General features: G+C 69.2%; 20 protein-coding genes and 3 tRNA genes. 11 read left to right on the top strand and 12 right to left on the bottom strand.

Going from position 1 to position 20,197, the window contains the following annotated elements; translation table 11 throughout:
- Positions 1-211 precede the first annotated feature (211 nt).
- From purM to OG734_RS24200, 6 genes are all read right to left on the bottom strand, one after another.
- Complete coding sequence (gene purM / locus OG734_RS24225; protein WP_330289596.1) at positions 212-1,291, bottom strand: phosphoribosylformylglycinamidine cyclo-ligase; 1,080 nt, start codon at positions 1,289-1,291, stop codon at positions 212-214.
- A 37-nt stretch (positions 1,292-1,328) separates the two neighbouring features.
- Positions 1,329-2,858, bottom strand: a complete 1,530-nt coding sequence (purF, locus tag OG734_RS24220; protein WP_330289595.1) for an amidophosphoribosyltransferase — start codon at positions 2,856-2,858, stop codon at positions 1,329-1,331.
- Positions 2,859-2,952: 94 nt separating this feature from the next.
- Entirely contained in the window at positions 2,953-3,792 is an 840-nt protein-coding gene (locus OG734_RS24215; RefSeq protein ID WP_330289594.1) for an META domain-containing protein, read from the bottom strand.
- Positions 3,793-3,902: 110 nt separating this feature from the next.
- Positions 3,903-4,718, bottom strand: a complete 816-nt coding sequence (locus OG734_RS24210; protein ID WP_330289593.1) for a maleylpyruvate isomerase family mycothiol-dependent enzyme — start codon at positions 4,716-4,718, stop codon at positions 3,903-3,905.
- Positions 4,719-4,727: 9 nt separating this feature from the next.
- A complete protein-coding gene (locus OG734_RS24205; protein ID WP_330289592.1) occupies positions 4,728-4,937 on the bottom strand; it encodes a DUF397 domain-containing protein in 210 nt (69 codons plus the stop codon).
- Positions 4,934-5,854, bottom strand: coding sequence for a helix-turn-helix domain-containing protein (locus tag OG734_RS24200; protein WP_330289591.1), 921 nt, complete (start codon positions 5,852-5,854; stop codon positions 4,934-4,936). The genes OG734_RS24205 and OG734_RS24200 overlap by 4 nt, the downstream gene beginning before the upstream one ends.
- A 188-nt stretch (positions 5,855-6,042) precedes the next feature.
- Between OG734_RS24200 and OG734_RS24195 the strand changes: the two genes are divergently transcribed.
- Genes OG734_RS24195 through OG734_RS24185 form a run of 3 tightly spaced genes read left to right on the top strand, consistent with a single transcriptional unit; the run spans position 6,043 to position 7,132 of the window.
- Positions 6,043-6,300: a hypothetical protein gene (locus OG734_RS24195; protein ID WP_330289590.1), complete on the top strand. Its 258-nt coding sequence runs from the start codon at positions 6,043-6,045 to the stop codon at positions 6,298-6,300.
- A complete protein-coding gene (locus OG734_RS24190; RefSeq protein WP_330289589.1) occupies positions 6,297-6,551 on the top strand; it encodes a hypothetical protein in 255 nt (84 codons plus the stop codon). Before OG734_RS24195 ends, OG734_RS24190 begins: the two co-directional genes overlap by 4 nt.
- Complete coding sequence (locus tag OG734_RS24185; RefSeq protein ID WP_330289588.1) at positions 6,548-7,132, top strand: Uma2 family endonuclease; 585 nt, start codon at positions 6,548-6,550, stop codon at positions 7,130-7,132. The genes OG734_RS24190 and OG734_RS24185 overlap by 4 nt, the downstream gene beginning before the upstream one ends.
- Positions 7,133-7,201: 69 nt before the next feature.
- On the opposite strand, the gene purL is transcribed toward OG734_RS24185, so the two are convergent.
- Genes purL through purS form a run of 3 tightly spaced genes read right to left on the bottom strand, consistent with a single transcriptional unit; the run spans position 7,202 to position 10,421 of the window.
- Positions 7,202-9,460, bottom strand: coding sequence for a phosphoribosylformylglycinamidine synthase subunit PurL (purL, locus tag OG734_RS24180; protein WP_330289587.1), 2,259 nt, complete (start codon positions 9,458-9,460; stop codon positions 7,202-7,204).
- Complete coding sequence (purQ, locus tag OG734_RS24175) at positions 9,457-10,161, bottom strand: phosphoribosylformylglycinamidine synthase subunit PurQ (protein ID WP_330289586.1); 705 nt, start codon at positions 10,159-10,161, stop codon at positions 9,457-9,459. Before purQ ends, purL begins: the two co-directional genes overlap by 4 nt.
- Entirely contained in the window at positions 10,158-10,421 is a 264-nt protein-coding gene (purS, locus tag OG734_RS24170) for a phosphoribosylformylglycinamidine synthase subunit PurS (protein ID WP_006377276.1), read from the bottom strand. Before purS ends, purQ begins: the two co-directional genes overlap by 4 nt.
- Before the next feature lie 359 nt (positions 10,422-10,780).
- On the opposite strand from purS, the gene OG734_RS24165 reads away from it, so the two are divergent.
- The 8 genes from OG734_RS24165 to OG734_RS24130 all read left to right on the top strand — a co-directional run bounded on the left by OG734_RS24165 (position 10,781) and on the right by OG734_RS24130 (position 15,404).
- Positions 10,781-11,098: a histone-like nucleoid-structuring protein Lsr2 gene (locus tag OG734_RS24165; RefSeq protein ID WP_330289585.1), complete on the top strand. Its 318-nt coding sequence runs from the start codon at positions 10,781-10,783 to the stop codon at positions 11,096-11,098.
- Positions 11,099-11,229: 131 nt separating this feature from the next.
- Positions 11,230-11,301 (top strand) — tRNA-Gly (locus OG734_RS24160).
- 80 nt (positions 11,302-11,381) lie between these two features.
- Positions 11,382-11,457: transfer RNA gene (locus tag OG734_RS24155), tRNA-Gly, on the top strand.
- A gap of 135 nt (positions 11,458-11,592) precedes the next feature.
- Positions 11,593-12,564 carry an ABC transporter ATP-binding protein gene (locus OG734_RS24150; protein ID WP_330289584.1) on the top strand — a complete coding sequence of 324 codons (972 nt, stop codon included), beginning with the start codon at positions 11,593-11,595 and terminating at the stop codon, positions 12,562-12,564.
- Between the two features lie 44 nt (positions 12,565-12,608).
- Positions 12,609-13,352, top strand: a complete 744-nt coding sequence (locus OG734_RS24145) for an ABC transporter permease (protein ID WP_330293770.1) — start codon at positions 12,609-12,611, stop codon at positions 13,350-13,352.
- A 19-nt stretch (positions 13,353-13,371) separates the two neighbouring features.
- Complete coding sequence (locus tag OG734_RS24140; protein WP_330289583.1) at positions 13,372-14,658, top strand: sensor histidine kinase; 1,287 nt, start codon at positions 13,372-13,374, stop codon at positions 14,656-14,658.
- Entirely contained in the window at positions 14,655-15,266 is a 612-nt protein-coding gene (locus tag OG734_RS24135) for a response regulator transcription factor (RefSeq protein ID WP_327696382.1), read from the top strand. The genes OG734_RS24140 and OG734_RS24135 overlap by 4 nt, the downstream gene beginning before the upstream one ends.
- Before the next feature lie 62 nt (positions 15,267-15,328).
- A tRNA-Gly gene (locus OG734_RS24130) sits at positions 15,329-15,404 on the top strand.
- 54 nt (positions 15,405-15,458) lie between these two features.
- Here the strand turns inward: OG734_RS24130 and OG734_RS24125 are convergent.
- The 3 genes from OG734_RS24125 to OG734_RS24115 all read right to left on the bottom strand — a co-directional run bounded on the left by OG734_RS24125 (position 15,459) and on the right by OG734_RS24115 (position 20,014).
- A complete protein-coding gene (locus OG734_RS24125) occupies positions 15,459-16,370 on the bottom strand; it encodes a phosphoribosylaminoimidazolesuccinocarboxamide synthase (protein WP_330289582.1) in 912 nt (303 codons plus the stop codon).
- Positions 16,371-16,455: 85 nt separating this feature from the next.
- Positions 16,456-17,976 (bottom strand): N,N-dimethylformamidase beta subunit family domain-containing protein, encoded by a 1,521-nt coding sequence (locus tag OG734_RS24120; protein ID WP_330289581.1) that lies wholly within the window; start codon positions 17,974-17,976, stop codon positions 16,456-16,458.
- A 217-nt stretch (positions 17,977-18,193) separates the two neighbouring features.
- Positions 18,194-20,014: a hypothetical protein gene (locus OG734_RS24115; protein WP_330293769.1), complete on the bottom strand. Its 1,821-nt coding sequence runs from the start codon at positions 20,012-20,014 to the stop codon at positions 18,194-18,196.
- Positions 20,015-20,197: the final 183 nt, after the last annotated feature.

Here is a 20,197-nt window from a genome sequence, read left to right as displayed (position 1 = left end):
TTGCACATTTCCTGTAGGGCATCAGCTGCACCTCACCCGGTCCGGGCGATCCAAGCGCCGGACCGGGTTTCGTGCGTTGCCGCTCCGCTTGGGTTGGGCGGGGGGCGCCTAATAGCTCGGGGCTGCTGTTGTTTGGCGGGTGCGGGTGCGTTGGGGCTGGTCGCGCAGTTCCCCGCGCCCCTGACGGCTCGGCGGCTGCGCCGCCTTGCCGTCAGGCGCGGGCGTAGTCGCCTACCAGTTCCGCGCCCGTCGCGTAGTCGCCTCGGTCGGTGATCTCGCCTGCCACCCATGCCTCCACGCCTCGGTCCGCCAGGGTGGCGAGGGCCACGTCCGCCGAGTCCTCCGGGACGATGGCGATCATGCCGACGCCCATGTTCAGCGTCTTCTCCAGCTCCAGGCGTTCGACGGAACCCGTCTTCCCGACGAGGTCGAACACCGGGGCCGGGGTCCACGTGGAGCGGTCGACGATCGCGTGCAGGGTGTCCGGAATCACCCGGGCCAGGTTGGCGGCCAGACCGCCCCCGGTGACGTGCGAGTAGGCGTGCACGTCGGTGGTGCGGGTGAGGGCCAGGCAGTCCAGGGAGTAGATCTTGGTGGGGACGAGGAGCTCCTCGCCGAGCGTGTGCCCGAACTCCTCGATGTGCGCGTCCAGGGCCAGCCCGCCCTGCTTCAGCAGCACATGCCGGACAAGCGAGTACCCGTTCGAGTGAAGCCCGGAGGCCGCCATGGCGATCACCGCGTCACCCGTACGGATACGATCCGCGCCGAGCAGCCGGTCGGCCTCCACGACGCCCGTACCGGCGCCGGCGACGTCGAAGTCGTCCGGACCGAGCAGACCCGGGTGTTCGGCCGTCTCGCCGCCGACCAGAGCGCATCCGGCCAGTACGCAGCCTTCGGCGATGCCCTTGACGATCGCGGCGACGCGATCGGGGTGGACCTTGCCGACGCAGATGTAGTCGGTCATGAACAGCGGTTCGGCGCCGCACACCACGATGTCGTCCATGACCATGGCGACCAGGTCGTGGCCGATGGTGTCGTACACGCCGAGCTGCCGGGCGATGTCGACCTTCGTGCCGACACCGTCGGTCGCGGAGGCGAGCAGCGGGCGCTCGAAGCGCTTGAGGGCGGAGGCGTCGAAGAGGCCGGCGAAGCCGCCGAGGCCGCCGAGGACCTCGGGGCGCTGCGTCTTCTTCACCCACTCCTTCATCAGCTCGACGGCGCGGTCGCCCGCTTCGATGTCGACGCCGGCGGCCGCGTAGGAAGCGCCGGAGGCAGAGTTGGTCGCAGACATTGCCTGGGATCTTTCGCGTTGATGTGAAGCGGAGGGCTTACGGGCGACGGATCGCGTCGGCCGCGGCCGTGGCGGCGGGCCCTGCGGCCAGCTCGGTCTCCAGGAGCTGCTTTCCGAGCAGCTCGGGGTCCGGCAGGTCCATCGGGTACTCGCCGTCGAAGCAGGCGCGGCACAGGTTCGGCTTGGCGATGGTGGTCGCCTCGATCATGCCGTCCAGGGAGATGTACGAGAGGGAGTCGGCGCCGAGCGAGGTGCCGATCTCGTCGATGGTCATGCCGTTGGCGATCAGCTCGGCGCGGGTGGCGAAGTCGATGCCGAAGAAGCAGGGCCACTTGACCGGCGGCGAGGAGATCCGGATGTGGACCTCCGCCGCGCCGGCCTCCCGCAGCATGCGCACGAGCGCCCGCTGGGTGTTGCCGCGCACGATCGAGTCGTCGACGACGACCAGGCGCTTGCCCTTGATGACTTCCTTCAGCGGGTTCAGCTTCAGCCGGATACCGAGCTGGCGGATCGTCTGGGAAGGCTGGATGAACGTACGTCCGACATAGGCGTTCTTGACGAGTCCGGCCCCGAACGGGATCCCGGAGGCCTCGGCGTACCCGATGGCGGCCGGGGTGCCCGATTCCGGGGTCGCTATCACCAGGTCGGCCTCGACAGGGGCTTCCTTGGCGAGTTTCCGACCCATCTCGACGCGGGAGAGGTACACGTTCCGGCCGGCGATGTCGGTGTCCGGGCGGGCGAGGTACACGTACTCGAAGACACAGCCCTTGGGCTTCGCTTCCGCGAATCGTGAGGTTCGCAGACCGTTCTCGTCGATGGCGACGAACTCGCCCGGCTCGATCTCGCGCACATAGGCGGCGCCGCAGATGTCGAGGGCGGCGGACTCCGAGGCGACGACCCAGCCGCGCTCCAGCCGGCCCAGGACCAGGGGGCGGATGCCCTGCGGGTCGCGGGCTGCGTACAGCGTGTGCTCGTCCATGAAGACGAGGGAGAAGGCGCCCTGGACCTGCGGAAGAATCCGCGCGGAGGCCTCTTCGATGGTCAGCGGACTGCCGTCGTCGTGGGTCTGGGCGGCCAGGAGGGCCGTCAGCAGATCGGTGTCGTTGGTCGCCGCGACGCGCGGAGTGCGGCCGTCGTGCTGCTTGGGCAGGTCGGCGACCATCTCGGCGAGCTGCGCCGTGTTGACGAGGTTGCCGTTGTGGCCGAGGGCGATGGAGCCGTGGCCGGTCGCGCGGAAGGTGGGCTGGGCGTTCTCCCAGGTGGAGGCGCCAGTGGTCGAGTAGCGGGCGTGACCGACCGCGATATGACCCTGGAGGGCGCCGAGCGAGGTCTCGTCGAAGACCTGGGAGACAAGGCCCATGTCCTTGAAGACGAGGATCTTCGAGCCATTGCTTACCGCGATACCCGCGGATTCCTGGCCTCGATGCTGTAGGGCGTAGAGCCCGAAGTAAGTGAGCTTGGCGACCTCTTCGCCGGGGGCCCAGACCCCGAAGACGCCGCAAGCGTCCTGGGGGCCTTTCTCGCCGGGGAGCAGATCATGACTGAGTCGACCGTCACCACGTGGCACGCCACCGAGTGTAGGCGAGATCGACCACTGGTCCGAATTAGGGAATGCGACTGTGACGTAAGGGTGCTGTGGGGCCGTGGACTGCGGTAGGGGCTCAATTGGCGGCGGTCGCGCTGACGGTGGTCCCGTTTGCGCTGGTCAGAGACAGGGCGCGGTGATCGATCTTGTACGCCGTCTTCCCGTCGAAGATCTTCAGCAGCGCCTTCTCGGTCTCCATGAGTGAGCCGTCGCACATCCTTCGGGTGGTCGCCGGGCTGCCGAAAGTGATAGTGCCGTCGCTCACCGTCGCCTCGGCAGAAACGTTGTTGCAACCAGCCTTGCCGCTGACGGTCCCCTTCTTCTGGTCGAGGACGAGATAGGCCTCGGCGCCGGAGGGAAGTGGGGAGACGCTGCCGGCGTCGGTCTCACCGACTGTCGTGATCGTCCACTTGGTGCCGTAGAGGGCGGCGGCCTTGTCTTCGGTGAGGTGGATGGTGGCGCCGGTCTCGGTGGTGAGGGTGAGCTTCCGGAGCTTGTCGTTCTTGGCGTCGGCTTTGGCGTCCTCCCCGGCCTTGGCGGTGAGGGTGCCGTCGGCGAGTGCCTTGGCGAAGCTTGTCTCGAAGGTCATCCGCTCTTTCCCGCAGCCCATGTCGGTCTGCTGGGCCTGTCCGATGTCTATGGCGTCGCCGTCGACCGTGGCGGTGGCTCCGAAGCCGTTGCAGCCGTAGTTGCCGCCGACCTCGCCGTTCTTGTCGATCTTCAGGTAGGCGCCGGCGGGGGCGGCGCTCTTCTTCCCGTCGACGGTGAGGTCCTCGACGGTCCAGCGGACGCCGGTGACCTCCGGTGTTCCCGATCCCGACCCTGTCCCGACGGTCTGGCTGCCGCCACCGTCCTTCTCAGTGCCGCAGGCTGCGGCCAGGGGGAGCACGGCCAGGGTCAGAAGGCCGAGGCTCACGCTCGTCAGTCGCTGCTTTTTCATACCGGTGGGACGGAAGGGGCGGGCGGGCGGTTCCCGTCCGGCCACTTTTCGGAGGAGGCTGCGGATTCTCCGTACGGGGGCTGCCGTCAGGCCATGAGGGGCAGTAGCCCTCCGAGGTCGGCGCGTTCGCCGCTCGCGCTGACCTGGGCGTCATCGAGGGCGTCGGCCCACTGGACCCGGCCGGTGGCCAGGCGGATCCAGGTCAGCGGGTCGGTCTCGACGACGTTGGGCGGGGTGCCACGGGTGTGCCTGGGCCCTTCGACGCACTGCACCACGGCGTACGGCGGGATCCGGACCTCCGTCGAGCCGCCGGGTGCCTTGGCGGCGAGGGTGTCGGCGAGGAGGCGGGTGCAGGTGGCGAGGGCTTGGCGGTCGTACGGGATGTCCAGGCCGAGGATCGCCGCGTTCAGGTCGTCGGTGTGGACGACCAGTTCGACGGTGCGGGTGACCAGGTAGTCGGCGAGGGTCATGGCGCCGGTGCGGGTGCCGAGCCGGCGAGTGCCGGGGGCCGTGGCCAGGCGTTGGGTGAGGCGCTGTTCGGTGAGGGCGTAGAGGGCGTTGAGGGAATCGGGGTCGGGGTGGGCGGCGGCCAGCTCGCGGGTGCCCCCGGCGATGTCTGCGGCGCGGGCGGCGGTGGCGAACGGCCAGTCCAGCAGGGCGAGTTCGGCTTTCTCCGGCTCGTCCCGGTCGAGGTTGCGGCTCACGGTCTCCACGGCCATGGTGACGTGCGCGGCCAGGTCCCGGACGGTCCAGTCCCCGAGGCGGGTGGGGAGGGCGAGTTGGGCGGGGGTGAGGGTGAGGACGGCGGTGCGGATGTTGGCGTACTGGGTGAGGACTGCGGTGCGGGTCTTGGCGGGGTCGTAGGTGCGGGTGCGGGGCTTTGGTTTTTTGGCTGGGGGCATGTGGAGGGGTCAACTCCGGAGGTGGTCGAGCAGGGCGGCGAAGGCTTGTGGGGGGAGGAGGAGGGCGGGGCCTTCGGGGAACTTGGAGTCGCGGACAGCCACCTGGGCTGAGGTGAGGGTGGCTGTCTCGACGCAGCTGCCACCCGCGTCGCTGCTGTAGGAGGATTTGAACCAGGCCGATTCCAGGTCAAGTTCACAGACATCTCGGTGGGCGCTCATCTCTGTTCCATCTCTCGTGCTAGCTGTTCCAGAAACCCAGGAGTTTCCATTGGCGCGGACGCCCCGGCTGCCATGGCGTGGAACCTGCGGGCGTACCGCCAGAGTTCCGTGTCCTTGTCCGTCAGACTCACCGTGTCCAAGGTGTCGATGCTGACCACGCGCGGCAGCGGCGGGTCGAACTCCATGAGGATGAAGTTGTCCGCGGCCCGGTAGACCGGCTGGGACATCGGCAGGATCTGCACGGTCACATGATCCAGTGCAGCAAGTTCCGCAAGGTGTACGTACTGCTCCCGCATGGTCTCCGAGCCACCGTAGACACGCCGCACCGCCGCCTCTTCGAGAATCGCGTGGACCTCGACGGGACGCTCGCTGCGCAGAATGGCTTCCTTACGTCGCATGCGGATCTCAACGTTCCGTTCGACAAACTCGGTTGTCCGCTCGTCGATCGGCTTGGCGATCTCGAACTGTGCCCGCGCATACGCCTCGGTCTGAAAGAGCCCGAACATCCTGTCCGGCTGGTAGACACGCAGGATCTTGGCATCGCCTTCCAGCCCCACACTCATGCCGAACCCCGAAGGCATGAGACTCCGGTACGGCGACCACCAGCCTCGGTGCAACGAGTTCTTGTGGACCTCCAACAGGAACTCCACGTCGTCCGGGTCCGTGACCCCGTACCGGTCGAGGAGTTCCTTGAGGTCCTGGACCTTGGGCAGGCCGGTCAGCCCGTTCTCGACGCGGTACAGCTTCGACTCCGTGAAGCCGAGTCCCTTCACCGCCTGCGCCAACGTCATGCCAGTGCCGTCACCGTCATCCCGAAGGGCGTTCTGACGCAGCCTCCGCAGCTCCTGACCGAGTTGCATCCGCCGGATCGTCGGCCCTGTCTTCGTCGCCACCGTGTCCGCTCCCTCTGCGGTCATGCCCGCCAACAGTACGTCCATGCCTGCCACTTGACGCCTCGTGTCCACCAAGTCACGGAACGTGCACTGAGTGTGGCAGCACTTGCCTGCCTTGCGCAGCCACATGCCAACTTTCCGGCATTTGCCAGTTCTCATGGAATTTCTACGTTCGATTGCCTAGCCGATGGAGCGAAGGAACCGTTGTCCCCATGACCACTCCTCCACTCCACCCCCAGCGCCTAGCCCGCAACGACGGCCCCTTCCTCGTAGGTGACCGAGTCCGCGGCACCACCTACGTCCCGCCCGACCTCCGTAAACGCGAGGCGCCCGAACCCTTCGAGGGCGTCGTCGTTCAGGTCGGGTCCGGTTACCCGAAGGTCGACACCGAGGGTGACTTCCTCTGGGTACGGCTCGCCGACTGCACCGAGCGTCAGGCGCTCACGACCGACACGGAGCCGAACCCGTGACCGGCGTCGAGGCGGACCCCCTATGCGACATCTGCAAGGTCGGCCGCGCCCCGTTCCTGCGCTACGGGACCCTGGAGAACACCGGCCGCATGTGCTCGGCGTGCCTGCACCGGACCCGCCTGTGCGCCATCTGCCAACAGCCCACCAGCACCCCACTGGTCGCCCTGCCCACGGTCGACCAGGCCACGGGGCCAGGTCGGACTACGTACGCGTGCCTGGACTGCACGGACCTGAAGGTCGTGGGAACGTGACTGCCATGGCCGAGCGCACACCCGAGATGTCGGTGGAGGAGTTCGAAACGATCGCCTCCGCCGCCCCCGAGACCGTGACGTTGGAGTTCGTCGGCGGACGCATCAGCGTCAAGAGAACACCGGACGGGGACCGCAGCACCGTCGTCGCCTGGCTGGCTCGGCGCTGTATGCAGGCCAGGCCCGACCTGGATCTGTACCGGGGCAAGGGGCTCCGGGTGGAGACGTACCGCGAGGGCAGAGCGAAGCCCGATGCCGTGCTCACGCCCGAAGCTCACTTCGCCGGGCACGGCGAGTGGGCCGACCCGGACGGGGCGCTCATGGCCGTTGAGGTCACCTCGTACGACTCCGACACCGACCGCCGGGACCGCCACGAGAAGCCGGCCGCCTACGGCCAGTCCGGCATCCCGCTCTATCTCCTGATCGACCGGGACTCCTGCACCGTCACGGTGCACAGCTCCCCGGACCGGAAAGTCGGCGGCTACCGCGACATCCACACCGCGAAGTTCGGCGAGAAGGTACTCCTCCCCGACCCGATCGGCATCGAGCTCGACACGGAGATCCTCAAGAACTACGTGCGTTGAGCCGAAGAAGTCCCGCCCGAACCCGGACGGGACCTCAACCTCGTACAGCCGAAGGACGGCTACAAACAACTACGCCAGCAGCGCCGGAATCGTCGCCTCGTGCGCTTCGCGCAGTTCGGTGAGCGTCAGGGTGAACTCGCCCTGGAGCTCCACCTCGTCGCCGTCGACGACGCCGATCCGCGTCACCGGCAGCCCCCGCGCCCCGCACATGTCGTTGAAGCGCAGCTCCTCCGAGCGCGGAACCGCGACCACCGCGCGGCCCGCCGACTCCGAGAACAGGAGGGTGAAGGCGTCCAGCCCGTCGGGTACGACGAGACGCGCGCCCTTCCCGCCCTGCAGCGCCGACTCGACGACCGCCTGGATCAGGCCGCCGTCGGACAGGTCGTGCGCGGAGTCGATCATGCCGTCACGGGAGGCGGAGATCAGGATCTCGGCCAGGAGCCGCTCCCTCTCCAGGTCGACCTTGGGCGGCAGGCCACCCAGGTGGTCGTGCACGACCTGCGACCACGCCGAGCCGCTGAACTCCTCGCGCGTGTCCCCGAGGAGGTACAGCAGCTGCCCCTCCTCCTGGAACGCGACCGGCGTGCGACGCGCCACGTCGTCGATGACGCCCAGGACTGCCACGACCGGCGTCGGGTGGATGGCGACATCGCCGGTCTGGTTGTAGAGGGAGACGTTGCCGCCGGTCACCGGGGTGCCCAACTGCTGGCAGGCGTCCGCGAGTCCACGTACCGCCTCGGCGAACTGCCACATCACCGCCGGGTCTTCGGGCGAACCGAAGTTCAGGCAGTCCGACACCGCGAGGGGCTTCGCACCCGTCGTCGCCACGTTCCGGTACGCCTCCGACAGCGCCAACTGGGCGCCCGCGTACGGGTCGAGCTTGGCGAAGCGGCCGTTGCCGTCCGTCGCGATGGCGACGCCGAGGCCGGTCGTCTCGTCGATGCGGATCATCCCGGAGTCCTCGGGCTGGGCCAACACCGTGTTGCCCTGCACGAAGTGGTCGTACTGGGAGGTGATCCAGGACTTCGAGGCCTGGTTGGGGGACGACACCAGCTGGACGACCTGCGCCTTCAGCTCCTCCGAAGTCGCGGGCCGCGCAAGCTTGTTGGCGTCGTCGGCCTGGAGGGCGTCCTGCCAGTCCGGGCGGGCGTACGGGCGCTCGTACACCGGGCCGTCGTGCGCGACCGTACGCGGGTCGACGTCGATGATCTTGCCGCCGTGCCAGAAGATCTCGAGGCGGTCGCCGTCGGTGACCTCACCGATCACCGTGGCGATGACGTCCCACTTGTCGCAGATGGCCAGGAAGCGGTCGACCTTCTCCGGCTCGACCACCGCGCACATGCGTTCCTGCGACTCGCTCATGAGGATTTCCTCGGGCGAGAGGGTCGAGTCACGAAGGGGTACGTCGTCGAGGGTGACGCGCATGCCGCCGGAGCCGTTCGACGCCAGTTCGGACGTGGCGCAGGAAAGACCCGCCGCACCGAGGTCCTGGATGCCGACGACCAGCTTCTCCTTGAAGGCCTCCAGGGTGCACTCGATGAGCAGCTTCTCCTGGAAGGGGTCACCGACCTGGACGGCGGGACGCTTCGACGGCTTCGCGTCGTCGAAGGTCTCGGACGCCAGGATCGACGCGCCGCCGATGCCGTCACCGCCCGTACGAGCCCCGTACAGGATGACCTTGTTGCCCGTGCCCGACGCCTTCGCCAGGTGGATGTCCTCGTGCCGCATCACACCGATCGCACCGGCGTTGACCAGCGGGTTCCCCTGGTAGCAGGCGTCGAAGACGACCTCGCCGCCGATGTTGGGGAGACCGAGACAGTTGCCGTAGCCGCCGATGCCCGCGACGACGCCCGGCAGGACGCGCTTGGTGTCCGGGTGGTCCGCCGCACCGAAACGGAGGGGGTCCACGACCGCGACCGGGCGGGCGCCCATCGCGATGATGTCGCGCACGATGCCGCCGACGCCCGTGGCCGCGCCCTGGTAGGGCTCGACGTAGGACGGGTGGTTGTGCGACTCGACCTTGAAGGTGACCGCGTAGCCCTGGCCGACGTCGACGACGCCCGCGTTCTCGCCGATACCGACGAGCAGGGCGTCCGACTGCGGGGCCTTCTCGCCGAACTGGCGCAGGTGCACCTTCGACGACTTGTAGCTGCAGTGCTCGGACCACATGACCGAGTACATGGCCAGCTCTGCGCCGGTCGGGCGGCGGCCGAGGATCTCCACGACCCGCTCGTACTCGTCCTTCTTCAGACCGAGTTCGGCCCAGGGCAGCTCGACGTCGGGGGTCTCGGCCGCGTGCTCGACCGTGTCCAGAGGCGTCCGGCTCATGCGTTGACCAGCTTCTTGAGGATCGAGGTGAAGAAGGGGAGGCCGTCCGTACGGCCGCTGCCGATCAGCGGCTCGACCGCGTGCTCGGGGTGCGGCATGAGGCCCACGACGTTCCCGGCGGCGTTGCTGATGCCGGCGATGTCCCGGAGAGACCCGTTCGGGTTGCCGTATCCATCAGTGGCTTCGCCACGGGCGACGTACCGGAAGACGACCCGGCCTTCCGCTTCCAGCTCGTCGAGCGTGTGCTCGTCGGCGACGTACCGGCCGTCCATGTTCTTCAGCGGGATGTGGATCTCCTGGCCGGCGGCGTAGTCGGCGGTCCAGGCGGTGTCCGCGTTCTCCACCCGCAGCTTCTGGTCACGGCAGATGAAGTGCAGGTGGTTGTTGCCGAGCATCGCGCCCGGGAGGAGGTGCGCCTCGGTGAGAATCTGGAAGCCGTTGCAGATGCCGAGGACCGGCATGCCCGACTTCGCCTGCTCGATGACCGACTCCATCACCGGCGAGAAACGGGAGATGGCGCCCGCGCGCAGATAGTCGCCGTACGAGAATCCGCCGGGCAGAACCACCGCGTCGACCTGCTTGAGGTCCTTGTCCTTGTGCCAGAGAGCTACCGGCTCGGCACCCGCGAGGCGGATCGCGCGCTGTGTGTCCCGGTCGTCCAGGGAACCCGGAAAGGTGACGACTCCAATACGAGCAGTCACTTCTCTTCCCCCACCATCTCCTCCACCTTCACGGTGAAGTCCTCGATCACGGTGTTGGCGAGGAAGGATTCCGCAAGATCATGGATGCGGGCGAGCGCGGCGTCGTCCACCGGTCCGTCAACTTCCAGTTCGAATCGCTTTCCCTGACGTACATCGGAGACACCCTCGAAACCGAGACGCGGCAGTGCACGCTGCACCGCCTGGCCCTGGGGGTCGAGGATCTCCGGCTTGAGCATGACGTCGACTACGACGCGTGCCACTGGCACTCCCGGTGTGTGGTGCTGAGCAGGTTCCTTCAGACTACCCGTACAAAATTTCTACGCGGGTAGATTCGTAGGAATCTACGGGAACCAAGGAGAACGGCATCACGATCCGGTATCGGAGCGGTGCCAGCATGAAAAATTCTGGGAAAGATCCGGGTTCGCATCCAGGATGTCTATTGCGGGGAGACACGCGGACAGATTTAGTCGGGCTTCCCATTGCAATGCCGGGCACTGTACAAAGGAAAAGGCATTAGCCGATACTTTGCCCAATAACAGTCGGACAACCGAGATCTCCCGACACCTCCCGGCGTCTTCGCACGTCGTGGTCGAGGTGTCGCACGAAGGGACCGATATTCGTGGCTCAGCGTGTCGTGGTCACACTCTCCGACGACATCGACGGCTCGGAAGCGGCGGAAACGATCGCCTTCGGACTCGACGGCAAGTCGTACGAGATCGACCTGAATCAAACCAATGCCAAGAAACTGCGTAGGGCTCTGGAGCCGTACGTGGACGCCGGCCGCAAGCGCTCGCGCTCCGGCAAGGCGTACAAGCAGACGGAGATCGCCCCCGACCCGTCGGCGGTCAGGGCCTGGGCCCTCGCCAACAAGTTCGACGTGCCGACCCGCGGACGCATCCCCAAGAAGGTGTACGAGGCCTTCAACGCCGCCCGGTAGCGGCCGGGCAATGCCCCAGCCGCCCCCCAGGAGCCCCTCGGCGCAACCGACTTGCGTTGCCCCCCTGCCGATCAGCTAGAGTTCGGAGCACGCCGAGGGGCGAGGCCAAAAGGCCCGGCTCACGGAGGCTTGCGGGTGTAGTTCAGTAGCAGAACATCCCCCTTCCAGGGGGAAGGCGCAGTGTGCAATTCCTGTCACCCGCTCTGCATCGCCGGTCTGACCACTCTTGTGGATCAGGTAGGCTGGTGCCCGCGCCAGTCGGTGAAAGCCGACTGGAGGCAATGCGGACGTAGCTCAGTTGGTAGAGCGCAACCTTGCCAAGGTTGAGGTCGCCAGTTCGAACCTGGTCGTCCGCTCCAGATCAAGGCCCCGGTCATTCGACCGGGGTCTTCTTCGTGTGCCCCTTTCATGTTTCTCGGACGCCTGACATTTGTCATGCCGGGTGATGACACCACGCACTGCCTCCCCCTCCTTCCGGCCGGGATGCTGAAGGCATGGAAACCAACGAACACGGACACGTGATTGAGGTCACTGACCTGCGGCGTGTGTACGGGGGCGGGTTCGAGGCGGTGCGCGGGGTGTCGTTCTCTGTGGGCCGCGGGGAGATCTTCGCCCTGCTGGGCACGAACGGCGCGGGCAAGACGTCGACCGTCGAACTGCTGGAGGGGCTGGCGCCACCGAACGGGGGGCGCGTGCGGGTGCTGGGCCATGATCCGTACACCGAGCGGGCCGTCGTACGGCCGCGTACCGGCGTGATGCTCCAGGAGGGCGGCTTCCCGTCCGAGCTGACCGTCGGCGAGACCGCGCGGATGTGGGCCGGGTGCACGAGCGGGGCACGGCCCGAGGCGGAGGCGCTCGCGCTCGTCGGGCTGGAGCGGCGGACCGACGTACGCGTGAAGCAGCTGTCCGGAGGTGAACGGCGGCGCCTCGACCTCGCGCTCGCGCTCCTCGGCAACCCCGAGGTGCTGTTCCTCGACGAACCGACGACCGGCCTCGACGCCGAAGGGCGCCGCGCCACCTGGGAGTTGGTACGGGAACTGCGCGCCGGCGGTACGACCGTGCTGCTCACCACGCACTACCTGGAGGAGGCCGAGGATCTCGCCGACCGCCTCGCCATCCTCCACGAGGGGCGCATCGCCGCCGCCGGTACGCCTGCCGAGGTGACCGCCTCGCAGCCGTCCCGGATCTCCTTCGAGCTGCCCCAGGGGTACTTCGTGGGCGATCTGCCGCCGCTCGGCTCGCTCGGGGTGAGCGGGTACGAGCAGGAGGGGCGCGTCGTACGGCTGCGTACCCATGAACTCCAGCGCGCTGCAACACGGTTGCTGGTGTGGGCCGAGGGGGCCGGGGTCACGCTGCGGGGGCTGGATGTGCGGTCGGCCTCGCTGGAGGAGGCGTTTCTGCGGATCGCCCGGGAGGCGTCGGCAGGCGTGGAGAGTTCCGTTGTCACTGAGGAGCGTGTCGCGTGAGCGCGATTGTCGGTACTGGCAGTACGACCACTCCCGCCGGGCGGATGCGGGCGCTGGCCCGGGCCGAGTCGACGTTGTTCCTGCGGAACAAGGGGACGCTCGTCGCCGCACTGTTCGTGCCGCTGGTGCTGCCGGTCAGTGTGCGGTCGGCCATCTCGGAGGTGGACCTGAAGGAGGCCGGGCTCAGCGTCGGGACGCTCGTCGTGCCCGCCGCGGTCGGCTTCTCGCTGCTCTTCGCCGTGTACGCCGCCCTCATCGGCGCCTTCGTCGCCCGGCGCGAGGAACTCGTACTCAAGCGACTGCGCACCGGTGAGCTGCGCGACATCGAGATACTCACCGGGACGGCACTCCCTGCGGCCATGACAGGCCTCGTACAGTGCCTGCTGCTGGCCGTCGGCTGTACCGTCCTGCTGGACCTCGAAGCACCCTCGGCGCCCCAACTCGCCGTCATCGGGCTGCTGTTGGGCCTGGTGACATGCGTGGCGCTGGCCGCTCTCACCGCCAGCTTCAGCCGGACCACCGAGAGCGCGCAGGTCACCTCGCTGCCGCTGATGCTCCTCTCGTTCATCGGCTCCGGGATCACCGTCCCGCTGGAGATGCTGCCCGACCGGCTCGCCTCGTTCTGCGAGCTGCTCCCGCTGACGCCCACGATCACCCTCGTACGCGGCGCCTGGACCGGCGACCTCTCGGCGTACGAGGCCATGGGCGCCGTACTGACCGGCCTGGCCTGGACCGTCCTGTCGGTGTTTGCTGTACGACGGTGGTTCCGCTGGGAACCGCGGCGGTAGGAGACGGGGGATCAGGAAAATGCGCAGGCCCGGGAACTGGTGGGGGCGCAAGAGCACTCCGGCGAAGGTGGAGACGTACACGCGCTGGTCGTTTCATCTGTTCCCCTTCGTCGAGGTCACCGCGATCGGACTGCCCCTCCTCGGGCAGGTGGGGGCGCGGCTCGCGCCCTGGCTGTTCCTGCTGGTGTGCGCGCACTCCGTGCTCTGCGCGGTAACCGCGTCCCGGGCGCTGGACTGGGTCCGCGGGACCCGGGAACAGCCCCTGCGACTGCTGGCCGTGCTCGGCGCCGTCACCGCGGCGACCGGGGTCGTGGCTCTCGTCCTGGCCACCCACGGGCCAGGCGGCGAGGATACGAAGACCGCCGCCGGGAGCCTGTTCGGCGGGGTGATGTCCTTCGGCGCCGGCACCCTCACCCTCGGTCTGCGCAGCAGACTGCGCATGCTGTCTCTGGTGGCCGGGCTGGCTGTGGGCTCGGTCGCCGTGGCCCTCCCGCTGGGCCTCCCGGTGGCCGCGGCCTTCGGCACGGGGCTGGCCGTACTCCTCGGCGCCGGGTTCATCTCGTTCACCTACGCCTTCTCCGTCTGGCTGCTCAGAGCCGTGTACGAACTCGACGAGGCCCGCGAGACCCGGGCCCGGCTCGCCGTCGCCGAGGAACGGCTGCGGTTCGGGCGTGATCTGCACGACGTGATGGGGCGGAACCTGGCGGTGATCGCCCTCAAGAGCGAGCTGGCCGTGCAGCTCTCCCGACGCGAGCGGCCCGAGGCCGTCGACCAGATGATCGAGGTACAGCGGATCGCACACGAGTCGCAGCGGGAGGTACGGGATGTCGTACGGGGGTACCGCGAGGCCGACCTCGGTGCGGAACTCCTCGGTGCGCAAGGGGTGTTGACCGCCGCGGGGATCTCGTGCGAGGTGACCGGGGAAGCGGTCGGGCTGCCTGGTGAGGTGCAGTCGGCGCTCGGGTGGGTGGTGCGGGAGGCGACGACCAACGTGCTGCGGCACGGGGATGCCGGGTGGTGCGGGGTGGAGGTTCGGGTCGGTGACGGGCGGGTGGTGCTGACCGTGGAGAACGACGGGGTCGGCGGTGGGGGTTCCGGTGGGGGCATCGGGTCGGGGACGGGGTCCGGGCTTGTCGGGCTGCGGGAACGGTTGTCGGCCGTCGACGGGCGACTGGAGGCGGGGGTGGTCGGTGCGGGCGAGGACCGGTTCCGGGTGGTCGCCACCGTGCCCCTCCCCGCGGGTTCGGGCTCGGGGTCTGGGTCTGGGTCTGATGCAGGGATCGTTGTGAGTGGGGTCACTTCATGAGCGGTGTACGGCTGCTGCTCGCCGACGACGAGCACCTCATCCGGGGTGCGCTGGCCGCGCTGCTCGGCCTGGAGGACGACCTCGTGGTGGTCGCCGAGGCTGCCACCGGGCCCGAGGCGCTGGCCATGGCCCGGGCGCACCGGCCCGACGTCGCGGTGCTCGACCTTGAGATGCCGGGCGCGGACGGTGTGAAGGTCGCCACATCGCTGCGGGCCGAACTGCCCGAGTGCCGGGTGCTGATCGTGACCAGTCACGGCCGCCCGGGGCATCTGAAGCGGGCGCTTGCGGCGGGTGTGCGGGGGTTCGTCCCCAAGACCGTCAGTGCCCAGCGGCTCGCCGAGATCATCCGTACCGTGCACGCCGGAAACCGTTACGTCGACCCCGAGTTGGCCGCCGACGCGATCTCCGCCGGGGACTCCCCGCTGACCGCGCGCGAGGCCGAGGTGCTCGAACTCGCCGCCGACGGCGCACCGGTCGCGGAGATCGCGGAACGGGCCGCGCTGTCACAGGGGACCGTACGGAACTATCTGTCGTCGGCCGTCTCGAAACTCGGGGCGGAGAACCGGCACGCGGCTGTGCGGCTCGCACGGCTTCGGGGTTGGGTATAGTTGGTCTCGCGCCACGGCACGTACGGCATGTATGACACGTACTGCACGTACTGGGACGCGATGCGGACGTAGCTCAGTTGGTAGAGCGCAACCTTGCCAAGGTTGAGGTCGCCAGTTCGAACCTGGTCGTCCGCTCCAGATCAAAGCCCCCCGGCTCCGGCCGGGGGGCTTTGTCGTGCGCGGGCGCCGTCGCTACGTCCAGCTCAGGCCCGTCAGGCGCTCGTACGCCTCGATGTACTTCGCGCGGGTCGCGTCGGTGACGATCTGCGGGAGCGGCGGCGGCGGCTGCTCGCTGGCGCGGACCCAGCCGGACTCCGAGGACGTGAGCCAGTCCCGTACGAACTGCTTGTCGAACGAGGGCTGCGCGTGGCCCGGCTCCCACTGGTCGGCCGGCCAGAAGCGGGACGAGTCCGGGGTGAGGACCTCGTCGGCCAGGATCAGCCTCTCGCCGCTCTCGGTGCTCTCGTACCCGAACTCGAACTTCGTGTCCGCGAGGATGATGCCCCGGTCGCGGGCGATGTCGCGGGCGCGGGAGTACACGGCGAGGGTCGCCTGGCGAAGCTGCGCGGCGGACTCGGCGCCGACCTGGCGGGCGACCTCCTCGTACGACACGTTCTCGTCGTGCTCGCCGACCGCGGCCTTCGTGGCCGGGGTGAAGATCGGGGCGGGGAGCTCGGAGCCGTCGGTGAGGCCCTCGGGGAGGGCCAGGCCGCAGACCGTACGGGAGACGTTGTACTCGGTGAGGCCGGAGCCGGTGAGGTAGCCGCGGGCCACGCACTCCACCGGCATCATGCGCAGGGACTTGCAGATCAGGGTGCGGCCCGCCCAGTCGGCGGGGGCGCCCGGCGGGAGGTCGGTGCTCAGGACGTGGTTGGGGGCCAGGTCGGCGAGCTGGTCGAACCACCAGAGCGAGAGCTGGGTGAGGACGCGGCCCTTGTCGGGGATCTCCGTCTGCAGCACCCAGTCGAAAGCGGAGATGCGGTCGCTGGCGACCATCACGAGGTCGCCCGCCTCGTTCTGGTACAGGTCGCGCACCTTGCCGGTGTGCAGATGCACCAGACCCGGAACCTGAAGGGGCTCGGGCTTTTCTACGAATCCGGACACGGTTCCTCCCCGTGGTGATGACCAAGTGGCTCGATTCTCCCGTATGCGGAGCACTCGTTCTCGCCAGGGGCAGGAGGAAGGCGGCTCAGTCCCGTTTGCAGATGCGGTCCAGGAGGTTCGCGGTGGCCCGCTGGACCCTGGGGTCCACGTGGCCGGGGCGGTCCAGGGACGGGGACCATGCGAACGTTCCGGACGCGAAGACCAGGGAGCCGGAGGGCGCCCTGTAGAGGGAGGTCTCCTGGTGACGGAGGGCGCCTTCGCTGTCGGCGTACGGGGAGTGCGCGAGGAGGATGCGGTCGTCGTGCTCGGGGAGCTGGGTGCGCGGGAAGTAGCGGTCGGCCTCGCCGGCCACCATGCCGTCGATCTCGTCGCCGTCGTGGGCGCCGGTCGCCTCCCACATCCAGTGGTCGGCGTTGCGGACGACCAGGGGAGTGGGCTCGGGGACCCGGCCCGCGTACTGGATGCCGATCAACTGCTGCTCGGGGCGGTCGATCTCGCGCCACAGGGCCGACTTTCCGGGGCCGCGCCGCTTTCGGCAGGTGAGGAGGCGGTCCGGGACGCCCGACGGGGACGGGCCCAGCTCCACCTGCCAGTACATGGTGTTGGCGGAGAGGAAGACGAGGGATGTGCCGTTCTCGCGGGCGAGTTCGGTGGTGCGACGCATCGACGTGGACCAGTACTCGTCGTGGCCCGGGAAGACCAGGCCCCGGTAGCGGGTGGGGTCGACGCGGCCGGCGTGCAGGTCGCGGGCGTCGGCGTAGGCGAGGTCGTAGCCGTAGCGCTCGGCGAAGCGGATGAAGTCGTAGGCGTGGCCCACATGGAGAGGGAGGCCCGCGCCGGCGTACGGGCGGTCGAAGGAGACGGTGGTCGCGGCGTCGGCCTCGCCGAGGAGCCGGCCGTCCTTGTCCCAGGCGTGGTAGAGACTCGCGCCGGTGCGGCCGTCCTCCGGGTAGAGGTTGTACGCCTGCCAGGTGATGTCCGGCAGGAGGAGCAGCAGGTCCGCCGGGTGGTTGTCGCGGACCGTGAAGGGGATGTGGGAGCGGTAGCCGTCGACAGTGGTGAGGACGGCGACGTATGCCCCGATGTTCCAGTACGTCGGGATCTGCAGGCGCCAGGACAGCCACCAGTGGTGGCAGGAGACGGTGCGGTCGGCGGTGAGCGGCGGGGGCTGGACGATGCCCGAGAGGCGGGGGCTCGTCGTGATCTTCGCAGCGCCGTCTCCGCCGTAGTGGCCGATCCGGTAGATGTCCACGGCGAACTCTTGCGGCGGATCGACGGTGATGTGGAAATCGATCGATTCGCCGGGGGCGGCCGGGCCGGTGGAGGCGAACCCCTTGATCTGACGGTGCACGTCGTCGGCGGCGCGGGGGCCGCCGGTCGTGGGGGGTGCGGTGCGGGGGGCGGGGACTCTGGCGGTGCCTTGGGCTCGGGCGGTGGGGGCGGGTGTGGGGTCTAAGGGGTCGACATACCAGGGGACCACGTGGCCGGTGTCGTCGAAGTAGGTCTCGCTGCCTCGGAGCCAGGGGACCGGGCCCAGGCCGAAGGGATCCGTGACGGCGTGCGCGAGTGCTCCCGACTCCCAGCGTCGGATCGGCTGCGACCCCATGACACCCTCCCTGGCTCCCCCGTCAGCTGCCTTACGTCCCGTGTCCTATGTCCCGAGCGATTGCCATGTGCGTGTTCGGTCCCAGCACATCACATTACGCACGCAGTCCGTCACCATTCGTCGCGAATTGGCCATAAGCGGAAGGGAGGGGTCCGACCGGTTTCTTCGCCCCCGCCACCCCTACCCGTCCCATCCCGTTCCCGGAAAGGCCTCGGGGTCAGACCAGGCGTACCGGCTTCTCCGGGCGTACCCCTGTCGTGCGGAGCCATGCCTCCAGGGGGGCCGGGTCGCCCGTTTCTATGAGGGTCAGGACCTTTGGGCCCAGGTCGGCCGCTCGTTCGCCGTGCAGGAGGAGGGAGGGGCCGTCGAGCCAGTCCAGGCCCGGTGTCGCGCCCGCCGTGTCCATCGCCGCGCAGCACACCATCGCGGTGACGTGATCGGCGAGCAGTTCGCGGCCCGTGCGCGGGGGCTGCAGCGGGAACAGGGGCAGCGTGCCGTCGTCCCAGAAGGCCGCTTCCGAGCCCTGGCTGCTCAGCCCTGCGGGGGCCTGTTGCCGGCCCGCCGGCGCCGCCGCCTCCTCCTCCCGGGCCACCTCCGCACTGAGCCCGGCGGCAAGAGCCTCACCGCGCTCGCTTCCCACCCGTTCGTCGTCCCCGTCCCCGTCGACCTCTCCGTCGACATCCCCGTACTCGTACTCGTCCTCTGCCGACTCCATCGCCGTCGTCGTCGCGGGGGTCTGGGGCGTCGCCAGGTGGTTCATCACCCGGGACAGGGTCGGGGCGACGGGGGCCTGGGGCGTGGGTGTCGTGGTGCGGTGGACTCCGAGGGCGTCCAGGACTCGGTGCAGGCGGGCCGCATCCGTACGCCACTTGCGGTCGACCACCTCGTCCGGGTACTCCTGCCAGTCGACCGGCGCCCAGTCCGGGCCGGACTCGGCCGGGCCGCCGTGGAACAGGCGGGCAGCCAGCAGTGAGGCCGCCTCGTCGACCAGGCCGGGCTCTTCCAGCAGGTCGCAGGCCGGGCGTTCGCCCAGACGGGAGGTGAAGCCCTCGGCCAGCCGATCGCGGCGGGACAGTTCCGTGAGCGCCGCGACGACGCCCGCGTCCAGCCGGGCCGGCCAGCGGCCCATCCGCCAGGCGGGAAGCGCGACCCGGGTCAGCAGCCGGTCCCAGCCCGCGTACGCCAGGCCGACCTGCTCCTGTGCAACGATCCGCAGCCCGTAGTCCACAGCCTGTGCACGCTCGGCGGCGGCCGACGCGACCCCGCGCTCCATCTCGGTCGCATGCACCCGACAGCTGCGCAGCAGCAGCCTCGCCACCCAGCCGACGCCCGCGAGCGCCGCACGGGACACGGGGCCGCGCTGCGGCGCCGTGGCCACGGCCACCGCCGCGTCCAGGCCCCGTACGAAGCGCCGGGCCCCCGCTATGTCCGGATGCGCCGAGGGCCCCGTACCCGCGACGACCGGGGCGAGGACCGCGCGCAGCTCGGCGACGCGCATCCACCACAGGAACGGCGAGCCGATCACGAGGACGGGGGACGCGGCCGCCGTCGTACGCCGGCGCTGCCCCTGGAAGGCGGGGCGCAGGCCTCGTACGCCCGATATCTCGTCACGGCCCGTCGGCGGGGGCGGGGCGTTGGCGGGGTGGGTGCGGTCCTCCAGCCAGCTGTCGCAGTCCGGGGTGAGCGCTATCGCGGAGGGCGCGGGGACGCCCAGGCGGTCGGCCAGGTCGCGCACCAGGTGGTAGAGGTCCAGGGCCGATTCCTCGGCGATCGGGACCGTGGGGCTCATCGCGGGGCGGGCACGGGCGACGACCAGGGCGATGACGGCCGCTGCGAGGAGTACGACGACTGCGGCGGCGCTCGTGATCAAGCGGGCCAGGTGCCAGCCGCCGCCCACGAGGTGGTCGGTGGAGCCGCCGGCCCAGAGCACTACGGCGAGGGCTGCGGGCAGCAGGGCGACGGCCAGAGCCCTGCTGCGGATGCGCAGCACGGCGAGGGCCCGGGAACGCGCGACCTGCGCGCCCGCCTCCACACCCATACCGGTCACGACCGGATGTCACCCCCTACCTTTTCCGCACACACCTGACATTGCTCACTCCCCCACTGTGGCACCCGGCACTGACATCGCAATGCCGGTGGGCCAAGTGCCGGAACGCTTGCGCCGCACCATAGTTGGGGGCTCGGTCGTCGTCAGCCGGATGGGGGATCGGTCACTCGATGG

Source organism: Streptomyces sp. NBC_00576, from assembly GCF_036345175.1.
Classification (GTDB): Bacteria; Actinomycetota; Actinomycetes; order Streptomycetales; family Streptomycetaceae; genus Streptomyces.
This window is presented reverse-complemented; position numbering and strand designations above follow the sequence as displayed.

Excerpts from the sequence above, each read along its gene's own strand:
- OG734_RS24150 (WP_330289584.1), top strand. The coding sequence starts at position 11,593 with ATGGAAACCAACGAACACGGACACGTGATTGAGGTCACTGACCTGCGG.
- OG734_RS24205 (WP_330289592.1), bottom strand. The coding sequence starts at position 4,937 with ATGAGCGCCCACCGAGATGTCTGTGAACTTGACCTGGAATCGGCCTGG.
- OG734_RS24195 (WP_330289590.1), top strand. The coding sequence starts at position 6,043 with ATGACCACTCCTCCACTCCACCCCCAGCGCCTAGCCCGCAACGACGGC.
- OG734_RS24120 (WP_330289581.1), bottom strand. The coding sequence starts at position 17,976 with ATGGGGTCGCAGCCGATCCGACGCTGGGAGTCGGGAGCACTCGCGCAC.
- OG734_RS24140 (WP_330289583.1), top strand. The coding sequence starts at position 13,372 with ATGCGCAGGCCCGGGAACTGGTGGGGGCGCAAGAGCACTCCGGCGAAG.
- OG734_RS24115 (WP_330293769.1), bottom strand. The coding sequence starts at position 20,014 with ATGGGTGTGGAGGCGGGCGCGCAGGTCGCGCGTTCCCGGGCCCTCGCC.
- OG734_RS24145 (WP_330293770.1), top strand. The coding sequence starts at position 12,609 with ATGCGGGCGCTGGCCCGGGCCGAGTCGACGTTGTTCCTGCGGAACAAG.
- purL (WP_330289587.1), bottom strand. The coding sequence starts at position 9,460 with ATGAGCCGGACGCCTCTGGACACGGTCGAGCACGCGGCCGAGACCCCC.
- purM (WP_330289596.1), bottom strand. The coding sequence starts at position 1,291 with ATGTCTGCGACCAACTCTGCCTCCGGCGCTTCCTACGCGGCCGCCGGC.
- OG734_RS24210 (WP_330289593.1), bottom strand. The coding sequence starts at position 4,718 with ATGCCCCCAGCCAAAAAACCAAAGCCCCGCACCCGCACCTACGACCCC.
- OG734_RS24200 (WP_330289591.1), bottom strand. The coding sequence starts at position 5,854 with ATGACCGCAGAGGGAGCGGACACGGTGGCGACGAAGACAGGGCCGACG.
- OG734_RS24135 (WP_327696382.1), top strand. The coding sequence starts at position 14,655 with ATGAGCGGTGTACGGCTGCTGCTCGCCGACGACGAGCACCTCATCCGG.